Consider the following 22,115-nt stretch of genomic DNA (forward strand, 5'->3'; position numbering starts at 1 on the left):
ACTTTGCTCCTTGTAGATTGGCTGTATGCCTATCAGAATGCCGAAATTCTACCATAAGCTTTTTTTTAAAAAAAAGTGCCTGGATTTGAGATTTCAGGATAAAACAAAAAAATTGCCTTAAATTGATAAAAAAACAAAGTGCGATAGGGCAGTTTGGATTTTATTTTCTAAGTTTAGATATAGTTTTTAAGACATGAACAGCGATGGATCTGTTCATGTCGAATACCTATGCCCAGCTTATTCTGGAATGACAATATCCAGATCTACTTTATCTTTATAAAGCTGTTTGATTAAGGCCAGGTCTTGAGCAAGGTCGGTTGGATAAATTTTGCCTAAAATGCCACCTTGTTTGGTCCTGGAATTGGCATATAACAATACAATCGGCACATTGGCAGCTTTGGCAATATGCCAGAAACCGGTACGGATCGGTTTACGGGCTTCACCTTGCTTGGCACGTGTCGCTTCTGGTGCAATTACCAGATTAAACTTTTCATTCTGCTGAAAATGCTCAACCATTTGGGTCACGATATCTTTATTGGCCTTGCGGTCAACCGGAATACCGCCGACAGCTTTTAACAGCGGTTTGAAAGGACCTTTAAATAATTCTTTTTTGATTAGGGTATGAACCTTGAGGTCATAAATCTGGAACAGGGCAATTGACAGCACTGCATCCATCATTGAAGTATGTTCAAATCCGATAATGACCTGTTTATCTTCGAGTACATCTGGTTCGACATGATATTGCCAACCCGCAAGTTTGAATGCAGATTTGCCAATGAATTTATTTAGCATAAGCACAGATTAAATAAAAGCGATAGGTGGAGAACTGCATAATTTCTTCCTGTTCAGCGATACAGTCAATAGGCTTGCCAATAAAACGTGGTAAATAATGTAAAAAATCTATGCTCTATTGTGTTTTTCAGGCTGACCTATTAAGAGGAAAAATATATAACTAAAAAATTAATAATATTTTATAAATATCAGTAGATACAAAAAAAGTCTTAAAATGATGAAAAAATGACTATCCAGAGCAAACTTTAGTTATTAGACTTTTGTCGAAGAAGAGAGCCGATGCGGATCTTTTCTATTTTGTTATTCTTCCTAGTCTGAGATAGAAAACTATGACATACATTACAGCCTTTATGGTCTCTTTACTGATTCTAGCGCTTATAATTGTATGGTCTTTAATCGAAATCAAGCAGGATTTACGTAAAGAAAAAGAAATGGAGTCTCAATTCTAATTTCTGTTTATTACACGACTCATATATTTTTTGATACTTTATAAATATATTGAGACGTGAAATCTATTAAATTTCTATTTTATTCTATGCCCGTGAATCAAATTTTTCAGTCTAAGTCATCTTGAATTATTCAGTATGTCGTCGATTTCTTGTATATCTTTAGACTGAAGTCTTAAAGAATGATAATTTCTGTCGAATGAAGCCATGATGATTGCTGTCTAAGTGTTCAAGTGGGTGCGAAAGTACTTGTCTTTCAAAAAAATCTTAGCTAGTATTCATGACGCTTGAACTTATTGATAAATAAAGTTTTCAGCATATAGGGCCTATAGCTCAGTTGGTTAGAGCAGCGGACTCATAATCCGTTGGTCGACAGTTCAAGTCTGTCTGGGCCCACCATATAAAACAACCACTTAGGTGTACTAATCCTAAGTGGTTTTTTTGTTTTTAGAATCCATGTAAGCATTATGTAAGCAATAAAAATAAATAGTTAGTATTTAAAAGAGGGATTAAAAGTGGGAGAAGTGTTCAAGATTTCGTGGTTGGGCATAAGCGGAATATCTATTCTTACTTTTTTAATTGGGCTGATTGCAGGTCATCGTTTGAATATTTATCGCGATAAAAGAAACAGGCTTTTCGAACTATCAAAAGAATTAAGATTGTTGATGTGATTGTCATCGGGGGGGTATACTCAATTTTGGTACCCTGACATACCGGTCTGGATTCCGGCTTTTGACTCCTTGGTCATCTTAACCTTACTGAATTTTGTTGCAGTAAGAATCTTTGGTGAAATGGAGTTCTGGTTTGCCTTAATTAAGATTATTGCGATTGTTTTATTCTTATGCGTTGGTTTATACCTGATTTTGATTAGCTTTGTATCACCAAGTGGTGTTCAGGCATCATTAAGCCATGCAATTGAAAAGGGTTCGATGTTTCCTTATGGCATCATGGGATTTTTAGCCGGTTTCCAAATCGCAGTCTTTGCCTTTGTCGGGATTGAGTTGGTGGGAACCACAGCAGCAGAGACCAAAGATCCCCATAAATCTTTACCACGTGCGATTAATTCTATTCCTGTCCGAATTTTATTGTTCTATATTGGTGCCTTACTATGCATTATTGCAGTTACTTCATGGTCACAGGTTTCACCGGATAAAAGTCCATTTGTTGAAATGTTTACGTTAGTGGGTTTGCCAGTTGCCGCAGGTGTAGTGAATTTTGTGGTAGCAACCTCAGCATTGTCTTCTGCTAATAGTGGTATTTTTGCAACCAGCCGTATGCTGTATGGTTTGTCAGTCGACAAGGATGCGCCAAAAAGTTTCAGTAAATTGTTTAAAAGCAAAGTACCACTGAATAGTTTGTTCTTTTCAATGTTTTGCGTTGTGATTGGGACATCTATTTTATTTATTGTTCCAGATGTGATGACGGCATTTACCATTGTTTCCGCACTCACGTCCATTTTATATATTTTCACTTTTGCACTCATTATATTGTCTTATATCGCTTACCGTAAACAAGCACCTGAAGTACATGCTGTGTCTGCCTATAAAATGCCAGGTGGTGTACCGATGGCCTGGATTACATTTGCTTTCTTGTTATTTACTGTGGTGATTCTCGCATTGGATCATGACACCTTGATTGCACTTCTGGTTTCTCCAATCTGGTTTGGAGGATTATTTATAGCGTATCGTTATAAGCGTCGTAAAATTTTAATTCATACAGCGTTGGTGCAGAGTCAGATCGAAGCTAAAAAAATAAGCTAAATATTTTTTGAGTTAAGCTTGATTGATATTTACTGTTCAAAACTGAATGGTAAATATCAATGAAAATTATTATAAAAAAGATTGTAAGTTCTTATTCTCACAGATGGTGATTAATTCTAAAAACAATAGGATTCAAAAGTGGAATTTTCTGTTAAAGATATAAACCCTTAATTCTAATAAATTTAATATTCTTATTTAAATCAAAAAGGATTTATCTAGAATCCAGTTGCTTCAATTTGATAATTTTCTATTGGTTGCTTATAAAAATAATATGTCAGTCTGCCTTCGCTTCATATACGAATAAATTTGAAAAGAAAATAAACGATACTCCGGTTGAGTTTTATCCTGTGTCTTTTACTCTTAAATAAGAGGTTCAGATAAGGAGAAAGGAAAAAGATGAATTTATCCTTCCACAGATTTTATTTCTGATTTAACTCACTGCGAGAACATCTAGTTTTGCACTTATAGTTAATCGGAATTACTGGGTAAGTATAGTAATTAAAGATCAACTAAAACCAGACTAAAAATTTAGCTTCCTTTTTACGCAAGGAGAAGTCTTGTAAATATTAAATAACCAATAAACGATTTACCTATTCCTTGGTATCGGCCAGATCCAAGCAGATCAGTTCTAAAACTCCTATTGCACTGAGCTCCAGACGCCCTAAAGGTCATTGAATTCGAATATGAGTTTCTATCTCTTGTTGGAGTAAGCTATGTTGAACTATTTTGTTTCTATAATTATTGCATCGCTGCTTTTTTCTAATGCATGGGCAGCGGAAAAATTTGTTTGTAAGACCTCAACGCATACTGTGCTGATTAATCCACTTTCATCCGGCCAGTACAAGTATACCGCCTGGAACAAACCTAAAAATATGACGGATAAACCCGACCTGGTGATCATGCGAGGAAAACAGCTCATTGAAGGGACGGGAGCATGCCGCTATACCCGCTGGGAGTTTAATCATGGCAATACCCAATACGTCCTAAGTACACCAGTGACCTGCACTGAAAGCATACCTCCAGCCAACGCAATTGGTGAACTTTCTATCTTTATCAATGATGCGCTTAGAAAATCGTCGTGGTGTCTTAAATAACGATCAGCTCATATCTAGCCCCTCATTAACAAAAACTGGCTGAGCTGCTTGTGGAGATTTTTTATCAACAAGCGTCTTCATTTACAAAAAAAGTTTATATTTATGAATGAACTGTGATGGACTCCGATAAATTTCAGCAAATAAGATGAAAAGTAGATGAAATGCATTTTACAACTGAGAAAATTATGCTAATAAATAGGAGGTGATTTTTTAATCAAGAATCATGATGTTTCAGGAAGGAATGTCTTAAGAAGCCTATTAAAAAAAATGATTAAACAGGAGTTTCAATGATGCTTCAGCTATTAAGAAAATTATTTTGTCTGCATATCTATGAGTACGAGCAAATGCAGGAAATCGGGGAACACAGGGAGTGTCGTAAGTGTGGTACCAATAAAGACTGAGGTTTTGCAAAAAAAAGTGAGCGAGGGCTCACTTTTTTTATGCTTGTATATTGCGAATTTCCGTTAAAATTAGCATGAAATTCCAACCTGATGATCGGGCATATGAGCAAAAATTTTCAAGCAGATACCTATATCGTAGATGGCAGTCTGGCAGATACTTTGCATTGGCTTAGTCTGCATCAGGACAGCTATGATTCCTTTCGCTATGATGCAATCACCCAAGAACTGGTGGTGCATCATGCCAATGGAATGGATCAAATCCGGGTTGGAGATTATTTGAATGCCCGCTACGGGATCTTAATTACTGCCCATAACTTTTCAGCGAATTAAACTAACTTGTCATTGCATCGGTCGCCAATGCACGTACATTCGGCTTAGCTTGCTCTGCAACCAGACCTAATTTCTCAAACAGCTGCTGGTCACGACCTTGGGCTGTATTGGGGGTAGTCAAAAGTTTCTCACCCGAAAAAATGGAGTTGGCACCAGCCATAAATGCCAGTGCCTGATCTGAATCGCTTAAAGATTCACGACCTGCGGAAAGGCGGATATAGCTTTTTGGCATGAGCAGACGTGCGACCGCAATGGTACGAATCCATTCAATTACATCCAGTTTTTCTACATCTGCCATTGGGGTACCTTCAATCGGAACCAGCATATTGATCGGTACAGATTCTGGATGAATGGCCAAGGTCGCAAGTTCATACAATAAACCAATCCGGTCATTACGGCTTTCGCCCAGCCCCACGATACCACCACTACATACTTTTAGCCCGGCTTGACGCACGTGATCCAACGTATCCAGTCGGTCATCAAAGCTTCGGGTGCTGATGATATGTGAATAGTATTCACGAGAAGTATCCAGATTATGGTTGTAATAATCCAGACCAGCATCTTTCAGGCGCTGTGCCTGAGATTCATTTAACATGCCGAGCGTCATACAGGTTTCCAGACCAAGTGCTTTAACTTCCTGCACCATTTCCAGAACATAAGGCATATCGCGCTCATGCGGATTACGCCATGCCGCACCCATACAGAAACGCGAGCTGCCTGAAGCCAGTGCCTGTTTGGCTTCCTGAATGACCTTATCGACAGCGATACGTTTTTCAGCTTCCAGCTTGGAATCATAATGGGCAGATTGGGAACAGTATTTGCAGTCTTCCGGGCATTTGCCTGTTTTGATCGAGAGCAGGGTGCTGACCTGAATCGTATTTGCAGTGAAATGTTCACGATGAACCTGTTGTGCCTGAAATAGTAAATCCATTAAAGGCTGTTGATACAGCTCTTGTATTTCTGTACGTGACCAATCATTTCGTACTGCATTGTTCGTATTCATCTGTCTGTCCCTGTGTGTGCTGATTTAGCATTCGCATCATCTTAATAAAAATGAGTGCCTGCTTCACTAGCAAAATATGACCTTCTATACACAACAAAGTCCACACCAGGTGGACTTTGTCTTTGTATTAATTCTGCAAAAATTTACTCACGATGACCACCGTGAATATTCTGGTTTTGCATATCGTCACGATGCTGCTTGTTCAGCACACGATCATCCTGTTCATGCTGGTTGTTTTTCGGTGAGTCAATTGGCCCATGTTGCGGTTGCTGCTGTTGTTGCTTCTGCTGTTTAAGCTGATCCAGTTCTTCGTGCTGTTGCTGCTTTTTATCTTGCTCTTGCATTTTTAATCCCTCTCGTCATTTGCTTTTCTCTTTCTTTATGCCACAAAGCCAGCAAATGCTGTGTAAGGCTTTGAAGAGATATAGTGAACCGAGGTAATAAATTGAAAATTTATGCTGTTTTGCTTAACTGTTCCTGAATAGCCCAATCAATATGCACCTGCACAATCTGGTCATGTAATGCCCGTTGTTGCTGTAAAGCAGCAACAATCTGGGTATCAAAAGGGGCATTTCCCAGCCCAATGGCGATATTACGCATAAAGCTCTGGTAACCGGTACGGCGCATTGGGCTGCCTTCAGTCGCACTTAAGAAGGTGGTTTCATCCCATTGCCATAAATCCAGCAAGCTGACCTGATCCAGACCATGCCGTGGATGAAAATCCTCTACCGAGGTGACTTGGGCAAAACTGTTCCACGGACAAATTAGCTGGCAATCGTCACAACCAAAAACCCGGTTACCAATTCCGCGACGCAAATCTTCTGGAATAATACCTTTATATTCAATGGTCAAATAAGCAATACAACGCCGTGCATCCAGCATATAAGGCTCGACAATGGCCTGCGTTGGACAAATGTCGATACAGGCGCTACAGGAGCCGCAATGCTTGCTGGCAGGTGCATCAAAAGCTAAGTCCAGAGATGTAAATAGTTCGCCCAGTACAAAGAAAGACCCGGAATTTTTATGAATCAGCAGGGTGTGTTTACCCGTCCAGCCCATGCCAGCACTTTCCGCCAGTGATTTTTCAAAAATCGGTGCAGAATCGGCAAAAGGACGTGATTCAAAATCACCAACTTTTTCCCGGATTTTTGTCGCCAATGTTTTTAGGCGACCGCGCATAGTTTTATGATAATCCCGACCACGGGCATAGCGCGCAATAATCGCGGAATTAGGCGCATAAGGGACATAACGCGGTTTTGGAGCCTCGACCAGATAATCCATACGTACACAGATAATGCTACGCGTGCCGGGAACGAGCAAGGCCGGATTGGCGCGTTTCTCCAGATTCTCTTCCAGAAATTTCATCTCACCATGATAACCACGATCCAGATATTCTTGTAAGCGCGCTAATTCTGCTTGAGCATCCGGTTTGGCAATGACACAATCGGAAAAACCCAATTCTAAGGCCTGTGCTTTAATCCAGGCTTTTAGCTCGACTGGATCTGGTTGATAAATCTGAATTTGTGCTGGAGAATCGGGAGTTGTCATAAACCAAAGACAGGGAATAATAAATGCAGCAACAAGTTTACCATAGCCAAAGTATTCAGGCATGGGAGCAGCGCTGGTTTCAGCAGCAAAATAGTTCTTATGGTTTGATGCAGCAGGTGGCATGGTCCATCACACAGCATTTGGGCAGGTTATTTAAAGATAAAAATATACAAAAAATAGCCGTGTGTTGTGGTCAGGGCAATAATGCCGGTGATGGTTATCTGATTGCAAAATATTTAAAACATGCAGGTTTCGATGTAGGTATTTATGCTGCTGAAAAAGGCCAATCAGCTGATCTGGCCAAAGCTCAGCAAGAAGCGCTGGATGCCGGATTGCAAATAGAGCCGCATTTTCAGTTTAAGCATACATACGATGCTTATATTGATGCCTTATTTGGTATTGGTTTAAATCGTGCGCTGGATGCAAACTGGCAATCTATCATCCATTGGATCAATGAGCAGAAAGGTCTGAAAATAGCGGTTGATATACCGAGTGGACTGCATGCCAATACCGGCCAGCCTTTACCTATTGCGATTACAGCAGATTTTACCTATACGGTTTTAGGCTTAAAGGCAGGCCTGTTTAGCGGCCAAGGCAAGGAATATGTCGGAAAACTGGAGCTGATATCTGCCATACCTACCGATGCCGAACTGAGACCAACTGCACAACTTTCATCCCATGAAATTAGCTTGCCCAAACGTGAAGCATTTGGTCATAAAGGCAGTTATGGTCATGTTCTGGTGATTGGCGGGCATGCCGATATGGGGGGTGCAGTAATTATGGCAGCAGAAGCAGCATTTGCTGCCGGGGCAGGAAAAGTCACCATTGTCTGTGATGCAAAACACCATACTGCCATTTTATCCCGTGCGCCGAATATTATGCTGTGTGATATCAACCTTTTGACTCAGGCGCAACGTCAGACCTTAATTCAACAGGTCGATGCCCTCTGTTTCGGGATGGGTCTGGGACGTGATCAATGGGCACAAGAACAATATCGAGCATGGTTTGATCTGATTCAAAACTCAGACTTGGAAACTGTTTTGGATGCAGATGCGCTGTGGTTTTTAGCCAAACAGCCGCAGCAGTTAAACTCTAAAACTTACTCAACTCCACATCCGGGTGAAGCAGCAACTTTGCTTGATTGTAAAACTTCAGACATTGAAGCAGATCGGATTCAAGCGATTCATGCTTTAGGGCAGAAGTATGGCGGGCAATGGATATTGAAAGGTTCAGGTAGCCTGATTCTGGAAGATCAGTTGTATATTTGCACAGCCGGAAATGCGGGCATGGGGACAGGAGGCATGGGAGATGTGCTGGCCGGCATGATTGCCAGTCTAAAAGCCCAGTTCCATGAATCTGTTCATTTACATGAAATCGTGACGCTACATGCATTGGCGGGGGATGAACTGGCCAAAAACGGCGAACGCGGTTTGCAGGCGCAAGACATGAAGCAGGCAATTTATCAGGTGGTTAATCGTGAAGGGCGCTAATATGTCTACAATCAAACTGAACATTTCAGGTCAAGTACAAGGTGTGGGTTACCGCTACTGGTTTGCCGAACAGGCTCAAGCACTGGAACTGAAAGGCTATGTGAAAAATTTAAGCAGTGGTGACGTTGAGGCAGTTATTGTTGGTACAGATTCACAGCTTCAGGAAATGATTGCAAGAAGCTGGCAAGGATCTGCTGCTGCAAGCGTACAGTCAATTATTCAAGAGCATCTGCAATCCATTGTAGATGCTCAAGATTTTAAAATACTGCGTTGATCTTTAACGGCGACGGCTGCTGACCCGGCTACGGCCACGTGCCATGCCACCCAGCGCATTCAAGACTGCCATTTTACTCATACTGCCGGAGGCATGTGCATGACAAATGGCAGCTGCCAAGGCATCGGCAGCATCCTGTTGCGGTTTGATGCTGAGTTTTAAAATATTCATCACCATCATCTGTACCTGCTCTTTGTCGGCAGCGCCATAACCGACAACAGATTGCTTGATCTGGCGCGCGGTATATTCAGCAACCTTTAAATCCAGATTGACCAGCGCGGCAACTGCAGCACCACGGGCCTGACCCAGTTTTAAGGCAGAGTCCGGGTTTTGTGCCATAAAGACCTGTTCTACCGCGGCTTCGGTCGGGCCATAAAATTTTACAATCCGCTCTACGCCGGCAAAGATCCGTTTTAAACGTTCAGGCATTTCCGTGGTTTCGGTGCGGATCGTCCCGGCATCGACAAAAGTCAGTTTGGAGCCGTCTTTTTCGATAATCCCGTAACCGGTTAAACGAGAACCGGGGTCAATCCCAATAATTAATGACATGCCTGCACTTTAAAAATAGAATAATGCCCATATTGTTACATAAGCGTATCAAAAAAGCTTGATCCTGATGAAGCAGTTGATTACATCATCCTATTATTTATTTTACTGAGATTAGATTAATTTTCATGAAATTATTTCTTATTATCCTTGCAGGCGTAATCCTGGAAGTACTGGTCTGGATTGGCGTGGGTGACCTCGTCGGGAGCATGTGGTACGTATTTTTCTGGTTTGTGGCTGCATTTTTTATTGGTATGAACCTGATCCGTAAATATTCGGCCGGGGTGATGCCACAGATGCAGCAAATGCAGATGGGGCAGATGAGTGCAGACCCGGCATTAACAGGTAATTTACCTAAAATTCTGGCAGGCTTCTTCCTTTTGATTCCCGGATTGATTACCGATGTACTTGCGGTATTGATGTTGATTCCAGCCGTGCAGCGGGTCTTCAAGGCAGCAATGATGAAGGCTATGATGAAACGCCAGCAGGCCATGATGGAAAAAATGATGGGTGGCATGATGGGCGATATGGGCGGCGCACAAGGCCAGAACCCTTTTGCCGAGATGATGCGCCAAATGCAGGATATGCAAAATCAGCAATCCGGCCGCGGTGACTCGACCATTATTGATGGCGAAGCACGTGAAGTGAAGCCTGAAGCGAAAAAAATTGAAATGAAAGATATCAATTCAAAATAAGATATCGATCTTAAATGTTCAAAAGTTTTCTATAAGCCGGATCTGATGATTCGGTTTTTTTATTGGAATGTTCTCATCACTTTGCACAAGCGCTATAATAAGTTTTTATAATTTAACCTTATTTTAATGTCTCTGCTTTTTACCATTTGTCTTTTGCATTTTGTTGCTCAACTGAGCCCGGGTCCCGATATCTTACTCATCGCCAAAAGTGCTGCATCTACCACACGCCAAAATGCCCTGAAGGTTATTGCTGGTATTTCGGCCGGGATTGTGCTGTGGGTCGTACTGACACTGGCCGGATTTACCGTTTTAATTGACCAGTTTCCGTGGATCCAGCAAGTGTTGATGCTTTTGGGGGGAATGTTCCTGGCAAAAATGGGCTGGGCGATGTTCAAGGGCGGGATGCACAGTTTCAAGAATAGACATCAGCCTGAAGAAGACACAAATGGACTCGCTCAGCCTGAAAATTACTTTATGTTGGGTCTGTGGACCAATCTCTCTAATCCTAAAACGCTGATCTATTTTAGCAGCGTTTTTTCGCTGGCCTTGAGTTCATCCGCCTCGGAATATCTGAAAGCCCAGCTTGCGGTGATAATTCCCTTGCAGACTTTCATTACCTTTACCTTGCTCATGCTACTGATTTCACAGCCGAAAATTAAACTCTTATACCAGCGCTCAGGAAGCTATATTGATCTGGTTTCAGGCGGGCTATTTCTGCTATTTGCGCTATGGTTATGGTATGACGCACTTATTTTGATGAATTAAGCTCTGCATCTGCTAAGGCAGCAGAGTTCTGTGGTGCCGGATCAGAAGAAAGGCAATGGTTCTGCGGTTTAAGCGCGGTTGGATAGCGGTTAGGTATTAACGTCGTTTCCGTATTTTCAGAACCCTGATAGCTGCGGCTACGGTTAGCACGTTCGCGTAATCCACCTTTTTTAATTAATTGCACCATGGCACATCTCCCATTTCAATAAGCACCATTGTAAATCAGATCCGGGAGTTATAAGTGTGTTTTTACGCATGCCTGTTTGAGTATGAGTACGTCATGAAACAGACCTGTTGCAAGTAACAGGTCTTTTGCCAAGAGCTGAGTAAAATTAGCGCAGGCCTTTATTTTCTTCCTGCAAGACATCAAGTATAGAGTGGGGTACGGGCATTTCTTGTTGTTGTGATTGCACATATACATGTACGACTTTAAAGATTATTGCTGTAGCGAGACAGGCCACCAGACATAAAACCCAAAAACCAAACGGACTGCGAATATGATGCGAACCGCAATCCGGGCATGATTTTTCTGTAGAGTCGACGACTTTCTCACAACAGGCACATTGATATTGATAATGCATTGTTCTTCTCCCAGGATGTTATCCTTTTTATTCTTCGATCATGAAAGATGATTTATCACCCTATCATAGGAGAGCTTGTACAGGCTTGCAATATGCGATTGTCAGTAGTTACATACGATCTATATAGAATTAAAATTAATTACATGCTTAAAGAAAGATCAAGCAGAAGAGGCAAGGACTCAATGCTCACAACATGTGCTGTCTCTACACAGCTAAACATGGACAAGCATAAACAATAAAGCCCGCTTGAAGCGGGCTTTATGTGAAACTAATGAACTATTACTGACCTGAACGGATGATGTAATCAAAGGCAGACAGTGATGCTTTCGCGCCTTCACCGGTGGCAATGATGATCTGCTTGTATGGCACTGTGGTACAGTCACCCGCCGCAAATACACCTTTGACATTGGTTTCATTGCGATCATTAATCACGATCTCACCACGGTTGCTCAGTGCAACTGGTGTTTCTTTCAAAAAGTCGGTGTTTGGCAACAAGCCGATCTGTACAAAGATACCCGCCAGTTCAACGGTATGCTCTTCATCTGTAGCACGGTCTTTGTATTTCAGCGCCGTCACCTGTGCACCGTCACCGACCACTTCAGTCGACAAGGCATTTTTAATCACTGTGGTGTTCGGCAAGCTGTTCAATTTGTCTTGCAGTACCTGATCGGCACGTAACTTGGTATCAAACTCCACCAGAGTAACGTGCTCCACAATACCTGCCAGGTCAATCGCTGCTTCTACACCCGAGTTACCACCACCAATTACTGCAACACGTTTGCCTTTGAATAAAGGACCGTCACAGTGTGGGCAGTAGGCTACACCACGGGTTTTGTATTCCTGCTCACCCGGAACATTCATCTCTCTCCAGCGCGCACCGGTCGACAGGATCACGGTTTTTGATTCAAGTTTGGCACCATTATCTAAAGTGACTTCAACCAGACCATTGGCTGTTTCATCCGCACCTTTGATGTCAGATACACGTTGCAGGTTCATGATGTCTACGCCATATTCACGTACATGTGCTTCCATCTCGGCTGCAAACTTCGGCCCCTGGGTCTTTTGTACTGAGGTGAAGTTTTCAATGTCCATGGTATCCATGACCTGACCGCCCATGCGCTCAGCCACGATCCCTGTACGGATACCTTTACGCGCTGCATAGATCGCAGAAGTATTCCCGGCAGGGCCACCACCAATCACCAGTACATCAAAGGCTTCTTTGGCATTGAGCTTTTCCGCATCTTTGGCAGCAGAGTTGGTATCCAGTTTCGCTACGATTTCTTCCAGCGTCATACGGCCTTGACCGATATGTTCATTGTCCTGGAATACCATCGGTACGGCCATGATTTTGCGTTCTTCCACTTCATCCTGGAAGAAGGCACCATCGATCATGGTGGCTGTGGTGCCCGGGTTGTAGATTGCGATCAGGTTTAATGCCTGAACCACGTCCGGACAGTTATGACAGCTCAAGGATACGAATACATCAAAGTTTGATTGCACGCCTAGGCCTTTAATCGACTCCAGAACTTCATCTGATACTTTTGGTGCATAACCAGAGGTTTGCAGCAAGGCCAGAATCAGTGAGGTGAACTCGTGTCCCATTGGCAGGCCTGCGAAGTAGACGCGTGGTTCTTCACCTGCTTTGGCAATACCGAAGCTTGGGGCACGTTGGTTTTTGCCATCAAAACGTGCAGTGACCAGATCGGATAATGCAGCGATTTCCTCAACCAGTTCTTTGATTTTTGCAGATTTGTCGGAATCGTTTAAGGTTGCAACCAGTTCGATTGGGCCTTCAAGGCGTTCCAGAAGTGTTTTTAATTGAGCTGAAGTATTTTGGTCTAACATTGCTAACGTCTCCAGAGGAGTAAATGTTTATTCGATGAAAGAATATTAATAGAATCCAATAAATAGATAAAACGGTTAGTTTTTATAAATACAATCGGAAAAGTAGATATTAGTAAGGTTTCATCAATAATTTCAGTTCTGTATATGAGGCAATTGCTTTAAATTTCAAGTAAGTCTGCCTGTTTGGAGTTGTTTTCGTTACTATAGATGTATCTTAAATAGGGTAGACCATATGTCATTACAGCGCGGTATTTATCAGCATTATAAAGGGCAGCTTTATCAGGTTTTGCATGTGGCAACACATAGTGAAACGGAGGAAAAACTGGTGGTTTATCAATGTCTTTATGGTGATTATTCGATTTGGGTACGACCACTGTCCATGTTTACTGAAACCATCACCCCCAGCGATGATCGTGAAGTAGAGCGTTTTAAATTGATTCAGCCAGTTTAATTTATTTTTATAAATATTTTCTTTAAAAAAAAACAGAGGGCTCTATTATGCGGCGAGTACCCGATTTTGAAAGCTATGTCGCAGATTTATATCAAGAGTTTACAGTACACGATGCCGGGCAGACAGACCGTTTAAAACGCTTTCGCAACATAGAACCCGAGTCAGCACAGTTTCTCTCCATGCTGATCCGTGCCCAGCAATCCAAACGGGTACTTGAAATTGGTACTTCAACCGGTTACTCAACTTTATGGCTGGCACAGGCCTTATCGAAGACCCACGGTCGGATGATTACAGTTGAAATTAATGCTGAACGATCAATACAAGCTCAGCAGCATGCACGCCAGTTACAACTTGATCATTGGGTTGAGTATCGAGTCGGTGATGCACTACAGTTTTTGCAACAAAGTCAGGGTGTTTTCGACTTGATATTATTGGATGCAGAACGTGATGCTTATATTGACTATTGGGCACATTTGGCTCGATTACTCAAGCCGGAAGGAGGACTATTGCTGGTGGATAATGTCATTTCTCATGCTGCAGAAGTGCAAGAATTTATTCAGCTGATTCAGCAAGATTCGCGTTTTATTATGAGTACGCTGCCGCTTGGTGCAGGTTTGCTGATGGTCGCTTATCGCTAGGTCAATTATAGTTTGATTTTAATGTAAACAAACCCGGTCAAAATGCAGATTGTATTCCAGATATTTTTGCACAAAAGCCATTTTATCTTGGCGTCTTAGCAGGTTGTCATAAACAAATTCGGGAACAGGATGATAAAGCTCTATATCGCCATTACTATAAATGATTTTCAGATGGCGGCTAGCAGGATTATAAGCCCATGAGATCACGGTTAGCAGTTTTTGCATCCCTGTTTCCTCCCCTGAATATCGATGATCTTATACTCTGAACTTATGCCATGTAGCTCTGTAGATGTATTGCTGAATTGTAAGAGTGGGTAAGGATTATTAGAAGACGCTGTAAAAGATCAGCCTGATTTTTTATATGGGGAATGAAGAAAAATCGACACTGCAATATTTTAAGTGAGAACACAAAAACTTTAAAAACAAGAAGTGCAATATTGCACTGTGATAAATCTTTAAAGAAAAAAAACCACGCTAAAAAGCGTGGTTTTTTTAAATCAGTTTAATCTAATGAAGAATTAGATTTTACCAACTAGGTCGATTGAAGGAGCAAGAGTTGCATCGCCTTCTTTCCATTTAGCTGGGCAAACTTCGCCTGGGTGAGCATGTACGTATTGAGCTGCTTTAACTTTACGAAGAAGTTCTTGAGCATCACGGCCGATACCACCAGCATTGATTTCAACGATTTGGATTTTACCTTCTGGATCGATAACGAAAGTACCACGATCAGCAAGGCCATCAGCTTCGATTAATACGTCAAAGTTTTTAGCAAGTGTCCAGTTTGCATCACCAACCATTACATACTGGATTTTTTTGATTTCTTCTGAAGAATCGTGCCAAGCTTTGTGAGTGAAATGCGTGTCAGTAGAAACTGAGTAGATTTCAACACCTAGTTTTTGGAATTCAGCATAGTTGTCAGCAAGGTCACCAAGTTCAGTTGGGCAAACGAAAGTGAAGTCAGCTGGGTAGAAGAATACAACAGACCATTTGCCTTTCAGGTCAGCTTCAGTAACTTCAATGAATTTGCCGTTTTGAAATGCAGTTGCTTTAAATGGTTTAACTTCAGTATTAATTAAGCTCATCATTGTCTCCATGATTGAGGTAGTCTTTGATTTTGAATAAGAGTATCGAAATTTCGGTTGATGCTAAAATGGTATTTTTACATTACAAACATCGGAAAAACCGAATTAAGTAAAAACATTGCACTTTTGCAAAATCGTTTTATTCATTCAGCCGCATCAAGATGCAGACCTGCTGACAAAACTATCTCTTTTTCCTCGTGCTAGCAAACATGATGTTGAAACCAAAAAATTCAAGGGTCAGGCAGGAAAAAATCATGCTTTGGGTAAAATAATTTAAATATCAATTCAAAATTTAGACCTATGATTCAAGCTCATCACAAGAACGCATATTGGCTTTGTATAATTTTTGAGCAACTTGTCGGGCTGAACTGAGGGAAATGAGTGACCAGAGCCAATTTGTCCGGCACTTAACAGAACTACGACTATCTGAAAGCCAATGAACCAAGTAAAATAAACTTTTCCGGTTTTTTGATGTGGGTGTTTTCTCTGTGCAGAGTCATTTAAATGTAGATCAATGGATAATGGCGCGTGACCGTCACCGTTTAAATCGACTGAAAAAGGGGAAAGACGCCAATGCCAAGCAGTATCAGGAATTATTTGAAAAATCCAATCTGAAAGTACGGCAACGGCTTGAGCGTATTCCGAACATCAAGCTCAATCAGGATCTCCCGGTTACCCAGTACACGGACAGGCTGATTGAAGCCATTCAAAAGCATCAAGTGATTATTGTGGCTGGCGAAACAGGTTCGGGTAAAACCACCCAGTTACCACAAATTGCCATGCTGGCTGGACGTGGTCTGACGGGAATGATTGGGCATACCCAGCCGCGTCGACTGGCGGCACGTAGCGTGTCACAGCGTATTGCGGAAGAAGTCGGTGAAAAACTTGGTGAATCGATTTCTTTTAAAGTCCGTTTTACTGAACAGGGATCACAAGATTCGATTGTACGTTTGATGACTGACGGTATTTTGCTGGCCGAATTGACGCATGAGCGCTACCTGACCAAATATGATACGATTATTATTGATGAAGCGCATGAACGTTCGCTGAATATCGACTTCATTATGGGCTATCTGAAGCAGCTGTTGCCACGACGCCCAGACATGAAAGTCATCATTACCTCTGCAACCCTGGATGTAAACCGTTTCAGTAATTACTTTAATGGGGCGCCTATTTTTGAAGTAGAGGGCCGCAGTTTCCCGGTCGAGTTGCGTTATCGCCCGATCTCGGAAATGAGTATTGGCGGTAGTGATGATGATGAGTTTGATGACTTTGAGGAAAACCTGCCACGCGCTGTGGTCAAAGCGGTCGAAGAATGCTTTCAGGATGCACAGGAAAAAGGGCATCCCGAACATGCCGATATCCTGATTTTTGCCAGCACGGAGCAGGAAATTCGCGAGCTGCAGGAAACCCTGATCAAGCATGGGCCACGCCATACCGAAGTCCTAACTTTATATGCGCGTCTGGCGCTAGCCGAACAGCAGAAAATCTTTAATCCTTCCGGTGGTGGGCGACGGATTATTATTGCCACCAACGTTGCAGAAACCGCTTTAACTGTACCGAATATCCGTTATGTGATTGATAGCGGTTTTGCACGTATTTCACGTTATAACTATCGTTCCCGGGTGCAACGCCTACCGATTGAGGCCGTTTCTCAGGCTGCCGCCAACCAGCGTAAAGGCCGTTGTGGCCGTATTGCGCCGGGTGTCTGTATCCGGTTGTATAGTGAAGATGATTTTCTCAGCCGCCCTGAATTTACCGAACCTGAGATTAAGCGGACCAACCTGGCATCGGTGATTTTGCAGATGCAAAGTCTGGGCCTGGGTTCACTCGAAGACTTCGATTTCATTGAACCACCAGATCATCGTCTGGTAAATGATGGTCGCAAGCTGTTGATTGAACTGGGGGCGATGACAGAAAAGAAAGCATCTCATTTTAAAGATAATCCCCCTGAAGTTACAGATGAAAAGCAATCTGCAACTTCTGCCCCCTTTAAAAAAGGGGGGAATGCTAAGGTGGGAGATACTCTAACCAAAATCGGCCAGCAAATGGCAAAAATGCCGATTGATCCGCGTCTGGCACGGATGATTTTGGGTGGGGCACATTTTGGTGCATTGAATGAAGTGCTGGTGATTGTTGCTGCTCTGGCCGTACAGGATCCGCGTGAACGTCCGGCAGACAAGCAGATGCAGGCCGACCAGAAGCATGCCTTATTCCGTGAAGCTGATTCTGATTTTCTGTTCTATATCAAGTTATGGGACACGCTGGTTTCTAACCGGGAAATGAGCGAGAACAAACGTCGTACCTTTGCCCGGAATCATTTCTTGAGCTGGTTACGTCTGCGCGAATGGAAGAAGACTCATGAGCAACTGGTGGATCTGGCGCAAGGCTTAAAATTATCATTTAATGACAAGCCCGCCAGTTATGAGAATCTGCATCGTGCTTTATTAACCGGCTTGTTGTCTTTCATTGCCAACAAGACAGATGAACGCAATTTGTTTATGGCCGTGCGCCAGCAGAAAGCCCGTATTTTCCCGGCATCGACTTTGCACAAGACCAATACCCCGTGGGTCATGGCCTTTGAGATGGTGGAAACTTCTCAGGTATATTTACGTACCCTGGCCAAGATTGAACCGGAATGGATTCTGCTGGCGGCACGTGATTTGCTCAAGCATCATTATTTTGAACCGCACTGGTCGAAAAAAGCCGGTGTGGTAAATGCTTATGATCAGATTTCCCTGTTTGGTCTGATTATTGAGCCAAAACGCCCGATTAATTATGAAAAAGTGGATCAGGAAGCCGCACATGAAATTTTCTTACGCGATGCTTTAACCACTGGGCATTTAGGTATTACTCCACCATTTTTAAAGCATAACCTGCTCAAACTGGAAGAAGTGGAGCGGGTTGAAGATAAATTGCGCCGTCGTGATCTGGTGGTGGATGAAGAAACCATTTACCAGTTCTATGCCTCTAAAGTACCGCCTGAAATTGCCAGTCGTCGTAGCTTTGAAGACTGGCGTGCGACGGTTGAACCGCAGCAACCACGTTATTTATTTGTCGATGATGATGCGCTGTGGCTGAATGACCGTCCGACCACACAGCAATTTCCAGACTATTTACAGAATGGACAGCTACGTCTGGCGGCAAGCTACCGTTTCGATCCAAGCCATGATGAAGATGGCGCGACGGTCAAAATTCCATTGCAGGCCCTGGCACAAGTCGATGAAGGCATCTGGTCTTGGGGCATCCCGGGTTGGCGTCTGGACTTGATCGAAGCCTTGCTAAAAAGCCTGCCTAAAGATAAGCGCCGCGGACTGGTACCGATTCCGGATACTGCAAGAAAGCTGGTCGCGCGTATGGATGCCGTTCATCTGCGTGAACATATTTTTAGTTTTCTGGCCTTTCAGCTCCGCGGTGAACAGATCTCGGAAAAAGATTTCAGTTTCGACCGGGTAGAGCAATATCTGCTGCCATTGATCAAAGTCACTGATGAAAAAGGTCGGGTGATTGAACAGGGACGTGATTTGGCAGAGCTGAAAGCACGTTGCCGAGCAGAAACACATAGTCCAGTGAAACAGCTGAAAGGTGAATTTAAAACCTTCCCGGAAAGTTTTGTATTTGAAGCCTCACAAAAAGTCACCGGTGTGGTGGTCAAACAGTATCAGGCGCTGGTTCCGAGTAAAAGCTTTGCTGCACTGGAGCAAAAAGACGAATCTGGTGTGGTGATCCAGACCTTTAATGATCAGACCGAAGCGATTAAAAAACATCGTGAAGGGGTGATTCGGCTGGTGCATATGCAGCTGGGTGATCTGGTAAGACAGTTGAAAAAACAGATTTCCAAGCCCTTGGCACTGGCTTATTCACCACTCGGTGACAAAGCCCAACTGGAGCAAATGCTGGTTTATGCGACGCTGCATATGGCCATAAATGAGCTGCCTGTCAATGCGCAAGAATTTCAAAAACTGGTTGAAGATGTAAAAAAATCTTTCCTCAGTCATGGCCAGATTGCACTGAAAGAGATCACGGAAATTTATATCCAGTGGCAGGAAATTCGCCGGAAATTATTGGTTTTGGATCATGCCATATTTGAAAAAAATATCAATGATATTGAGGATCAGCTTGATTTAATGAGTCTTTCTGACTTTGTTTATCGTAAACCTTCCGACGTATGGCTAGAATTTCCACGTTATTTGAAAGCCTTGATCTTGCGTTTAGACCGCTTGCCCAATAATCTACAAAGGGACGATTCTGCTATTGATCAAATTGATCAATGGATGGATAAATTATTTAAGTTTAAAGATGACACTCGCCTCAAAGAATTGTATTTCATGGTCGAGGAGTTAAGGATCTCATTGTTTTCACAACCGATGAAAACGAAAGCACCCGTTTCTCCAACTCGTTTGCAAAAAGTATGGGATCGTCTTGGAATCAGTTAAGATATAGGTAATTCAGAGAAGGAGTTTTACATGGGCATCCGCATTACGGGTACTGGCTTGTTCCACCCGGAAAATGTCATTACCAATGAAGAATTAGTTGAAAGTTTAAATGCTTATGTGGAACTATTTAATCACGAAAATGCCGACAAGATCGCTGCAGGCGAAATTGAAGCGCGTCGTGGTTCTAGCGCAGACTTTATTGAAAAGGCATCTGGTGTACAACGCCGTTATGTCGTAGAAAAATCAGGTATTCTAGATCCGAAACGTCTACGTCCAAATTTGCGTGAACGTGCAGATGACGAAATTTCACTGCAAGCAGAGTGGGGTGTCATCGCAGCCAAGCAGGCGATGGAAAATGCCGGTGTGACTGCCGAAGACATTGATATCGTGATTCTGTCATGCTCGAATCTGCAACGTGCATATCCTGCCGTCGCCATTGAGATTCAAACTGCGTTAGGGATCAAAGGTTATGCCTATGACATGAACGTGGCCTGCTCTGCAGCAACCTTTGGTTTGAAACAGGCCTATGATGCGATCAAAGCAGGCGCACGCCGTGTGTTGTTGGTCAATGTAGAAATTACTTCTGCGCATACCGACTTCCGTTCCCGTGACTGTCACTTTATTTTCGGTGATGTGGCGACTGCTTCAATCATTGAAAATACTGAAACCAAAACCGGTTTTGAAATTCTGGATTCCGAGTTGTTTACCCAGTTCTCGAATAATATCCGCAATAACTTTGGTTTCCTGAATACCTCTGAAAATGCCGACATTGATGACAAGCGTTTCCGTCAGGATGGCCGCAAGGTGTTTAAAGAAGTCTGCCCATTGGTGGCGAAAATGATTACCGCACAATTGCAGAAGAATCAGATCGCACCGACTGGCATCAAGCGTTTCTGGCTACACCAAGCCAATGCCAGCATGAATGAGCTGATTTTAAAACTGGTGGTGGGTAAGGAAAATGCCAAAGCTGATCTGGTGCCGATCATTCTGAATGAATTTGCCAATACTTCTTCTGCCGGCGTGATCATTGCCTTACACCGTACTGCGCATGAAGTTGAAGATGGTGAATATGGCATCTTGTGCTCTTTTGGTGCGGGCTATTCAGTCGGCTCAATTCTGGTGCAAAAGCGCGTGGCATAATCCGGAGTCAATAGGGAGCAGACAGATTGCAGGTCAAACATGATGGGCAGTGGATCAAGCGCTTGAGTGCCTTATCCAAATTATATTTTACGCCGACATTTTTAGGGGCTGAATATATTGATGCCAGTCGGCCTGCAATGTATGTCGGTAATCATTCCATGTACGGCATCTTTGATGCGCCGATGCTGATTGATTATCTCTATAACGAACACAAGGTGGCTGTGGTCAGTATTGCCGATCATAGCCATTTTTATGTGCCGCTATGGCGGGAAGCCGTAAAAAAGTTTGGCGCCATTGATGGTATGCAACACTATGTACGTGCTGCAATGCAGCAGGGCTATTCGATTCTGGTTTTTCCGGGTGGCGGTCGTGAAGTATTAAAACGTCCAGGTGAGCAATATCAATTGATCTGGAAGCAGCGTTACGGTTTTCTAAAGCTGGCGCAGGAGTTTAATTACGATATTGTGCCATTTGCAGCACTGGGTGGCGATGAAGTGTATGAGATTGGCTTTGATGCCAATAAGATCATTCAGCATAAATATTTCCAGAAATTACTCAAAGTGCCGCAGATCGGTAAATTGCTGAGACAGGGCGATGTCATTCCTTCTTTGCCGAAACACCTGTTTCCAAAATGCTTGCCCTTTTATTTTCAGTTCATGCCGCGCCAATCGATTACCCAAATTCAGAGCCAAGAAGAGCTGATTGAATTTCGGCATAGCTTGCAACAGCATATTTATAGCGCTTTGGCAGCGCTCACGGTGTAGCGTCAGCAAGACCAGCAGGCAACCGAATCTTCAT

At 42.9% G+C, this 22,115-nt stretch carries 21 protein-coding genes, 1 tRNA gene and 1 pseudogene; 13 read left to right on the top strand and 10 right to left on the bottom strand.

All coding sequences use genetic code 11. The features are described from left to right. Positions 1 to 237: 237 nt before the first annotated feature. Positions 238 to 792 (bottom strand): 1-acyl-sn-glycerol-3-phosphate acyltransferase, encoded by a 555-nt coding sequence (locus AC3IT7_RS05220; protein WP_489249631.1) that lies wholly within the window; start codon positions 790 to 792, stop codon positions 238 to 240. Positions 793 to 1,560: 768 nt separating this feature from the next. On the opposite strand from AC3IT7_RS05220, the gene AC3IT7_RS05225 reads away from it, so the two are divergent. The 4 genes and pseudogenes from AC3IT7_RS05225 to AC3IT7_RS05240 all read left to right on the top strand — a co-directional run bounded on the left by AC3IT7_RS05225 (position 1,561) and on the right by AC3IT7_RS05240 (position 4,823). Beyond that, positions 1,561 to 1,637, top strand: a tRNA-Ile gene (locus tag AC3IT7_RS05225). 259 nt (positions 1,638 to 1,896) lie between these two features. Continuing rightward, positions 1,897 to 2,998, top strand: a pseudogene (locus AC3IT7_RS05230) (amino acid permease); the annotation flags it as partial. Positions 2,999 to 3,711: 713 nt separating this feature from the next. After that, on the top strand, positions 3,712 to 4,092 hold the full coding sequence (locus AC3IT7_RS05235; protein WP_489249632.1) for a hypothetical protein: 381 nt from the start codon (positions 3,712 to 3,714) through the stop codon (positions 4,090 to 4,092). Between the two features lie 503 nt (positions 4,093 to 4,595). Continuing rightward, on the top strand, positions 4,596 to 4,823 hold the full coding sequence (locus tag AC3IT7_RS05240) for a hypothetical protein (protein WP_475654247.1): 228 nt from the start codon (positions 4,596 to 4,598) through the stop codon (positions 4,821 to 4,823). A 1-nt stretch (position 4,824) separates the two neighbouring features. Here AC3IT7_RS05240 and bioB read toward each other — a convergent pair whose 3' ends face one another. The 3 genes from bioB to queG form a co-directional block, all read right to left on the bottom strand. Beyond that, positions 4,825 to 5,826, bottom strand: a complete 1,002-nt coding sequence (bioB, locus tag AC3IT7_RS05245) for a biotin synthase BioB (RefSeq protein WP_489249633.1) — start codon at positions 5,824 to 5,826, stop codon at positions 4,825 to 4,827. A gap of 143 nt (positions 5,827 to 5,969) precedes the next feature. After that, positions 5,970 to 6,170 (bottom strand): hypothetical protein, encoded by a 201-nt coding sequence (locus AC3IT7_RS05250; protein ID WP_489249634.1) that lies wholly within the window; start codon positions 6,168 to 6,170, stop codon positions 5,970 to 5,972. A 109-nt stretch (positions 6,171 to 6,279) separates the two neighbouring features. Further along, entirely contained in the window at positions 6,280 to 7,374 is a 1,095-nt protein-coding gene (gene queG / locus AC3IT7_RS05255) for a tRNA epoxyqueuosine(34) reductase QueG (protein ID WP_489249975.1), read from the bottom strand. Positions 7,375 to 7,397: 23 nt separating this feature from the next. Here queG and AC3IT7_RS05260 point away from each other — a divergent pair, with 23 nt between their 5' ends. Both AC3IT7_RS05260 and AC3IT7_RS05265 read left to right on the top strand, forming a co-directional pair. Further along, the gene (locus tag AC3IT7_RS05260; protein ID WP_489249635.1) at positions 7,398 to 8,864 is read left to right on the top strand and encodes an NAD(P)H-hydrate dehydratase; all 1,467 of its coding nucleotides are present in this window, start codon (positions 7,398 to 7,400) and stop codon (positions 8,862 to 8,864) included. Position 8,865: 1 nt separating this feature from the next. Then, positions 8,866 to 9,138 (top strand): acylphosphatase, encoded by a 273-nt coding sequence (locus AC3IT7_RS05265; RefSeq protein ID WP_489249636.1) that lies wholly within the window; start codon positions 8,866 to 8,868, stop codon positions 9,136 to 9,138. 3 nt (positions 9,139 to 9,141) lie between these two features. Here AC3IT7_RS05265 and ruvC read toward each other — a convergent pair whose 3' ends face one another. Then, positions 9,142 to 9,687 (bottom strand): crossover junction endodeoxyribonuclease RuvC, encoded by a 546-nt coding sequence (gene ruvC, locus AC3IT7_RS05270; RefSeq protein WP_004278925.1) that lies wholly within the window; start codon positions 9,685 to 9,687, stop codon positions 9,142 to 9,144. Positions 9,688 to 9,812: 125 nt separating this feature from the next. Between ruvC and AC3IT7_RS05275 the strand changes: the two genes are divergently transcribed. Both AC3IT7_RS05275 and AC3IT7_RS05280 read left to right on the top strand, forming a co-directional pair. Further along, positions 9,813 to 10,379, top strand: a complete 567-nt coding sequence (locus AC3IT7_RS05275; protein ID WP_489249637.1) for an FxsA family protein — start codon at positions 9,813 to 9,815, stop codon at positions 10,377 to 10,379. Between the two features lie 126 nt (positions 10,380 to 10,505). Further along, positions 10,506 to 11,144 carry a LysE family transporter gene (locus tag AC3IT7_RS05280; protein ID WP_489249638.1) on the top strand — a complete coding sequence of 213 codons (639 nt, stop codon included), beginning with the start codon at positions 10,506 to 10,508 and terminating at the stop codon, positions 11,142 to 11,144. On the opposite strand, the gene AC3IT7_RS05285 is transcribed toward AC3IT7_RS05280, so the two are convergent. The 3 genes from AC3IT7_RS05285 to ahpF all read right to left on the bottom strand — a co-directional run bounded on the left by AC3IT7_RS05285 (position 11,128) and on the right by ahpF (position 13,570). Further along, the gene (locus AC3IT7_RS05285) at positions 11,128 to 11,331 is read right to left on the bottom strand and encodes a hypothetical protein (protein ID WP_489249639.1); all 204 of its coding nucleotides are present in this window, start codon (positions 11,329 to 11,331) and stop codon (positions 11,128 to 11,130) included. The two genes, AC3IT7_RS05280 and AC3IT7_RS05285, sit on opposite strands and share 17 nt — an antisense overlap. A gap of 145 nt (positions 11,332 to 11,476) precedes the next feature. Then, entirely contained in the window at positions 11,477 to 11,725 is a 249-nt protein-coding gene (locus AC3IT7_RS05290; protein WP_475654238.1) for a hypothetical protein, read from the bottom strand. Between the two features lie 279 nt (positions 11,726 to 12,004). Continuing rightward, entirely contained in the window at positions 12,005 to 13,570 is a 1,566-nt protein-coding gene (ahpF, locus tag AC3IT7_RS05295; RefSeq protein WP_489249640.1) for an alkyl hydroperoxide reductase subunit F, read from the bottom strand. A 232-nt stretch (positions 13,571 to 13,802) separates the two neighbouring features. Here ahpF and AC3IT7_RS05300 point away from each other — a divergent pair, with 232 nt between their 5' ends. Continuing rightward, positions 13,803 to 14,021: a DUF1653 domain-containing protein gene (locus AC3IT7_RS05300; protein WP_489249641.1), complete on the top strand. Its 219-nt coding sequence runs from the start codon at positions 13,803 to 13,805 to the stop codon at positions 14,019 to 14,021. 47 nt (positions 14,022 to 14,068) lie between these two features. Beyond that, entirely contained in the window at positions 14,069 to 14,659 is a 591-nt protein-coding gene (locus tag AC3IT7_RS05305) for an O-methyltransferase (RefSeq protein WP_489249642.1), read from the top strand. Positions 14,660 to 14,677: 18 nt separating this feature from the next. Here AC3IT7_RS05305 and AC3IT7_RS05310 read toward each other — a convergent pair whose 3' ends face one another. Then, a complete protein-coding gene (locus AC3IT7_RS05310) occupies positions 14,678 to 14,884 on the bottom strand; it encodes a KTSC domain-containing protein (protein ID WP_489249643.1) in 207 nt (68 codons plus the stop codon). Positions 14,885 to 15,177: 293 nt separating this feature from the next. Further along, entirely contained in the window at positions 15,178 to 15,741 is a 564-nt protein-coding gene (ahpC, locus tag AC3IT7_RS05315) for an alkyl hydroperoxide reductase subunit C (RefSeq protein WP_004278916.1), read from the bottom strand. A 488-nt stretch (positions 15,742 to 16,229) separates the two neighbouring features. Between ahpC and hrpA the strand changes: the two genes are divergently transcribed. Genes hrpA through AC3IT7_RS05330 form a run of 3 tightly spaced genes read left to right on the top strand, consistent with a single transcriptional unit; the run spans position 16,230 to position 22,081 of the window. Continuing rightward, entirely contained in the window at positions 16,230 to 20,177 is a 3,948-nt protein-coding gene (gene hrpA, locus AC3IT7_RS05320) for an ATP-dependent RNA helicase HrpA (protein ID WP_489249644.1), read from the top strand. A gap of 30 nt (positions 20,178 to 20,207) precedes the next feature. After that, positions 20,208 to 21,317, top strand: coding sequence for a beta-ketoacyl-ACP synthase III (locus AC3IT7_RS05325; RefSeq protein WP_489249645.1), 1,110 nt, complete (start codon positions 20,208 to 20,210; stop codon positions 21,315 to 21,317). 26 nt (positions 21,318 to 21,343) lie between these two features. Next, a complete protein-coding gene (locus AC3IT7_RS05330; RefSeq protein WP_489249646.1) occupies positions 21,344 to 22,081 on the top strand; it encodes a 1-acyl-sn-glycerol-3-phosphate acyltransferase in 738 nt (245 codons plus the stop codon). Positions 22,082 to 22,115: the final 34 nt, after the last annotated feature.

The organism is Acinetobacter sp. KH_038 (assembly GCF_057839405.1).

Coding starts and splice junctions, on each gene's coding strand:
- AC3IT7_RS05220 (WP_489249631.1), bottom strand. CDS start 792: ATGCTAAATAAATTCATTGGCAAATCTGCATTCAAACTTGCGGGTTGG.
- AC3IT7_RS05235 (WP_489249632.1), top strand. CDS start 3,712: ATGTTGAACTATTTTGTTTCTATAATTATTGCATCGCTGCTTTTTTCT.
- AC3IT7_RS05240 (WP_475654247.1), top strand. CDS start 4,596: ATGAGCAAAAATTTTCAAGCAGATACCTATATCGTAGATGGCAGTCTG.
- bioB (WP_489249633.1), bottom strand. CDS start 5,826: ATGAATACGAACAATGCAGTACGAAATGATTGGTCACGTACAGAAATA.
- AC3IT7_RS05250 (WP_489249634.1), bottom strand. CDS start 6,170: ATGCAAGAGCAAGATAAAAAGCAGCAACAGCACGAAGAACTGGATCAG.
- queG (WP_489249975.1), bottom strand. CDS start 7,374: ATGACAACTCCCGATTCTCCAGCACAAATTCAGATTTATCAACCAGAT.
- AC3IT7_RS05260 (WP_489249635.1), top strand. CDS start 7,398: ATGCAGCAACAAGTTTACCATAGCCAAAGTATTCAGGCATGGGAGCAG.
- AC3IT7_RS05265 (WP_489249636.1), top strand. CDS start 8,866: ATGTCTACAATCAAACTGAACATTTCAGGTCAAGTACAAGGTGTGGGT.
- ruvC (WP_004278925.1), bottom strand. CDS start 9,687: ATGTCATTAATTATTGGGATTGACCCCGGTTCTCGTTTAACCGGTTAC.
- AC3IT7_RS05275 (WP_489249637.1), top strand. CDS start 9,813: ATGAAATTATTTCTTATTATCCTTGCAGGCGTAATCCTGGAAGTACTG.
- AC3IT7_RS05280 (WP_489249638.1), top strand. CDS start 10,506: ATGTCTCTGCTTTTTACCATTTGTCTTTTGCATTTTGTTGCTCAACTG.
- AC3IT7_RS05285 (WP_489249639.1), bottom strand. CDS start 11,331: ATGGTGCAATTAATTAAAAAAGGTGGATTACGCGAACGTGCTAACCGT.
- AC3IT7_RS05290 (WP_475654238.1), bottom strand. CDS start 11,725: ATGCATTATCAATATCAATGTGCCTGTTGTGAGAAAGTCGTCGACTCT.
- ahpF (WP_489249640.1), bottom strand. CDS start 13,570: ATGTTAGACCAAAATACTTCAGCTCAATTAAAAACACTTCTGGAACGC.
- AC3IT7_RS05300 (WP_489249641.1), top strand. CDS start 13,803: ATGTCATTACAGCGCGGTATTTATCAGCATTATAAAGGGCAGCTTTAT.
- AC3IT7_RS05305 (WP_489249642.1), top strand. CDS start 14,069: ATGCGGCGAGTACCCGATTTTGAAAGCTATGTCGCAGATTTATATCAA.
- AC3IT7_RS05310 (WP_489249643.1), bottom strand. CDS start 14,884: ATGCAAAAACTGCTAACCGTGATCTCATGGGCTTATAATCCTGCTAGC.
- ahpC (WP_004278916.1), bottom strand. CDS start 15,741: ATGAGCTTAATTAATACTGAAGTTAAACCATTTAAAGCAACTGCATTT.
- AC3IT7_RS05325 (WP_489249645.1), top strand. CDS start 20,208: ATGGGCATCCGCATTACGGGTACTGGCTTGTTCCACCCGGAAAATGTC.